Genomic DNA, 4,078 nt, shown 5'->3' on the forward strand with positions numbered 1-4,078 from the left:
CTGACGGTCGACCTGGAGGCGGCTCGGCGCGCGGTGACGGACGCCTGGAGCGGACGCCACCCCCGCGAAGCCACCCGACGGGTCCGGGCCACACGGCCCGGACCTCCCGGCCAGGCATCCGGGCCGACGCGGCCCGGACCGCCCGCCCCCGAAGCGCGCTTCGGGGGCGGGCGGTCCGGGCCGCGTCGGCCCGGATGCCTGGCCGGGAGGTCCGGGCCGTGTGGCCCGGACCCGTCGGGTGGCTTCGAGGGGGTGGCGTCAGCTCCAGGCGTCCGTCACCGCGCGCCGAGCCGCCTCCAGGTCGACCGTCAGACCCGACTCGCCCATCGCGGCGCCGAGGGCCGCGAGCGAGGCGTGCACGACGCCGCGCGTCGCGTCCGGGCCGTAGTGGTTGACCCGGATCATCTCCTTGGCCAGCGCGCCGCCCCCGGCGACCAGCGGAAGCACCGGATCGGCGGCGAGCGCCCTGGCGACCAGCTCCGAGGCGTCGACGCCCGAAGGCGCCCGCAGGGTGGTGGCGACCGGTGCCGCGTCCCGGGCCTCGTGCACGTACGGCTCCAGACCCCCGCCCAGCGCGAGCGCGCCCGCGCGCGTGGCGGCCGCGGCGGTGGCGTGCCGTGCCATCAGGGCGTCCAGGCCCTCCGTCTCGATGCGCTCCACGCACGCCTCCAGGGCGAGCATCTCCAGCTGGGCGGGCGCGTGCAGCAGGGCCTTGCGGCCGCCGTCGATCCAGCGCTCCTTCCAGTCCAGGAGCGAGAGGTAGGAGCGGCGCGGCGCCTGCGGGTTGGCGGCCATGCGCTCCCAGGCCCGCTCGCTCACCGACACGGCCGAGACGCCCGCCGGGCCGCCCATCGCCTTCTGCGCGCCGATCACGCACAGGTCCACGCCCCACGCGTCCGGCAGCAGCGGCTCGGCGGCCACCGAGGCGACGGCGTCCAGCATGAACAGCGCGCCGTGCGCGCGCACCACCTCGCCGATCTCGGCTACGGGGTTGGTGTTGCCGGTCGCCGCCTCGGCGTGCACCAGCGAGACGAAGTCGATCTCCGGGTGCTCGGCGAGGGCCTGGCGCACCTGGTCGGCCGTGACGGCCGTGTGGAAGGGCACCGCGAGGTCGACGACGGTCGCGCCGCAGTCCCGCAGCCAGTCGCCGAAGGTCTGGCCGTACGGCCCGGTGATCACGTTCAGCGCGGTCGTGCCGGGTCGGGCCGCGCCGCGGATGCACCCCTCCAGGGGGAGCAGGGCCTCGCCCTGCGTGATCACGACGTCCTGCTCGGTGGCGAGCAGACGGGCCACCCGCGCCTCGATGGCGGCGAAGTGCTGGGCGCTCAGCGGCGCCAGGTCCAGAAAGGGATGCGTCACGGTACTGCTCACGTCACTGCTCACTTCGCTCACGAGTTCGTTCGGGCTGCGCTACCGAGCGTACCGGCCGCCTTTTAGGCTGCTGTGCATGAGCGATCACGCGGTGCTGCACGTGAAGGGGCGGGTGCTCGTCGGGCCCGACGACGTACGGGACGAACTGTGGGTGGTCGGGGGGAGGGTGACCTACGACCGCCCGGTCGCGCCCGCGACGGAGACGGTGACCGTGGCGGGCTGGGCGCTGCCCGGCCTGGTCGACGCGCACTGCCACGTCGGCCTGGACACCCACGGTCCCGTCGACGCCGACACCGCAGAGAAGCAGGCCCTCACCGACCGCGAGATCGGCACCCTCCTCATCCGCGACGCGGGCTCCCCGTCGGACACCCGCTGGATCGACGACCGCGAGGACCTCCCGAAGATCATCCGCGCGGGCCGGCACATCGCGCGCACGCGCCGCTACATCCGCAACTATGCCCATGAGATCGAGCCCGAGGACCTGGTCGCGTACGTCGCCCAGGAGGTGCGGCGCGGTGACGGCTGGGTCAAGCTCGTGGGCGACTGGATCGACCGCGAGGTCGGCGACCTGACCGCCTGCTGGCCCCGCGGGGCCGTCGAGGCGGCGATCGCCGAGGCCCATCGGCTCGGCGCGCGCGTCACGGCCCACTGCTTCGCCGAGGACTCCCTGCGGGATCTCGTCGAGGCGGGCATCGACTGCATCGAGCACGCGACCGGGCTCACCGAGGAGACCATCCCGCTGTTCGCGGAGCGGGGCGTCGCGATCGTGCCGACGCTGGTCAACATCGCCACGTTCCCGGACCTCGCCGCGGGCGGCGAGCAGAAGTTCCCGCGCTGGTCGGACCACATGCGCCGGCTCCACGCGCGCCGCTACGACACGGTGCGCGCCGCGTACGACGCGGGCGTCCCGATCTACGCGGGCACCGACGCCGGCGGCTCCCTGCCGCACGGCCTGGTCGCCGCGGAGGTCGCCGAGCTGACCCTCGCGGGCATCCCGGTCCTGGACGCGCTCTCGGCGACGACGTGGGGCGCGCGGGAGTGGCTGGGGCGGCCGGGGCTCGTGGAGGGCGCGCCGGCCGACCTCGTGGTCTACGAGGCGGATCCCCGCGAGGACGTGCGGGTCCTCGCGGCGCCCCGGCGGGTCGTGCTGAACGGGAAGGTGGTCGGTTGACCCGGGCGTGACGCGGGGGCGGCGTGGTTCGTTGCGCTCCTCCCGGAGGGCGCCGGGCGTCAACGTCCCTGTGCGGGACGGGCGTTGCGAGGGGTGTGGAGGTGGTGGAAGGGAACGCGCGTGCCGGGAGATTCGAAAGCAGGCGCGGAAACGTCCCTTTGGAGTGAACTCACGCCAGGTTGCTGCCCGTTCACTCTGAGTGCGTAAAGATTCCGGCGTCGCCCTCGCCGAAGGAGGGCGACGCCATCGGTGCGTACGCGATGTCCCCATGTGGCGTGCGCGGACGGTGGCCCCGTTTCTCTTGTGAGGGTCCCACCACCTTGAACAGCGACATCTTCCGGAACGCCGACGTCGTCCGTCCGCGTTCGTCCGCCCGCCGCCTCGCCGTCGTCTCCGTCGCCACGGCCCTCGCCGCGGGGCCCCTCGCGCTCGCCGGCGCGGGGTCCGCGCAGGCCACGGGCGGCGGCGAGGGCCACCGGGGCGGGCGCGCCGACGCGGTCGTCCTGCGGACCGGGCTCGACGTCTCCCTGCTCAACAAGACCGTGAACGTTCCGCTCAAGGTCGCCCTGAACGAGGTACGGGCGCCCGCGAGCGCCGAGAAGACCGCGCTGACCGCCCGGCTTGACGGGGTCGACGGGGGACGGCCCTTCAGCGTGCTGCGCGCGGACGTGGCGACGGCCAGGGCGACCGTGAAGGGCGGCACGGCGGAGGGCTACAGCAACATCGCGCGGGCCAGGATGCATGTGCCGGGGCTGCCGCTGCTCTCCCTCATCGAGGTCGAGCAGGTCACGTCCAAGGCGGTATGCGAGGCCGGGAAGCGGCCCGTCGCCGAGTCGAACCTGCTGGGCGGGGTGACCGTGCTCGGCAAGAAGGTCACGCTGACCGCCGGGCAGGCGACGCGGGTGTCGGTGCCGGGGGTGGGCGAGGTGCGGCTGGATCTCTCGAAGACGCACACGACGTCGAACACGGCGGCGGCGTCCGCGCTGGAGCTGAACGTGTCCGTGAACCCGCTGAAGCTGAACGTGGCGGAGGTCGAGGGGACGGTGACGCTCGCGGGGGCGGGGTGTGAGACGCCGGTGAAGGAGAGGGAGGGCGGGACGAAGCCGCAGGGGGAGCGGGAGAAGCCGGTGGAGTCCAAGCCGGAGCCGAAGCCCGCGGAGGCGAACCTCGCGGAAACGGGCGGCAACTCACTGACGCCGTACATCGCGGGCGGCGCGGTGGTGCTGCTGGCGGCGGGGGGCGGAGCGGTGGCCCTGACACGCCGCAGCCGAGGCTAGCGCCGGGACTGGCGGGGGCGCCTTGTCTGGCGGGGCGCCTTGGGTTGGGGTCTGCGCCTTGGGTTCGTCGGTGGTGCGGGGTCGTGGGCGTCTGCGCCTTGGCGGTGCTGCGCCTGTTGTCCGTCTGGGGGGCGGGGCCGCGGGGGTATGTGCGTACTCGCTATCCCTGCGTCACGCCTCAAGTCCAAAGACGCCAGATGACGCTCGGCGCTCCGTGCGCACATACCCCCACGTCCCCTCGGGCGCGCGTGCGACCGCG

General features: G+C 74.2%; 3 protein-coding genes. 2 read left to right on the forward strand and 1 reads right to left on the reverse strand.

The annotated features are described in order from the left end of the window. Positions 1–258 precede the first annotated feature (258 nt). Positions 259–1,359, reverse strand: coding sequence for a pyridoxal-phosphate-dependent aminotransferase family protein (locus AOK22_RS35300; RefSeq protein WP_055702786.1), 1,101 nt, complete (start codon positions 1,357–1,359; stop codon positions 259–261). A gap of 88 nt (positions 1,360–1,447) precedes the next feature. Between AOK22_RS35300 and AOK22_RS35305 the strand changes: the two genes are divergently transcribed. Both AOK22_RS35305 and AOK22_RS35310 read left to right on the forward strand, forming a co-directional pair. Then, positions 1,448–2,542, forward strand: a complete 1,095-nt coding sequence (locus AOK22_RS35305; protein ID WP_055702787.1) for an amidohydrolase family protein — start codon at positions 1,448–1,450, stop codon at positions 2,540–2,542. Between the two features lie 320 nt (positions 2,543–2,862). Further along, positions 2,863–3,819: an SCO1860 family LAETG-anchored protein gene (locus tag AOK22_RS35310; RefSeq protein WP_279617107.1), complete on the forward strand. Its 957-nt coding sequence runs from the start codon at positions 2,863–2,865 to the stop codon at positions 3,817–3,819. Positions 3,820–4,078 lie beyond the last annotated feature (259 nt).

Source organism: Streptomyces silaceus (genome assembly GCF_001419745.1).
GTDB classification, from domain to species: Bacteria; Actinomycetota; Actinomycetes; order Streptomycetales; family Streptomycetaceae; genus Streptomyces; species Streptomyces silaceus.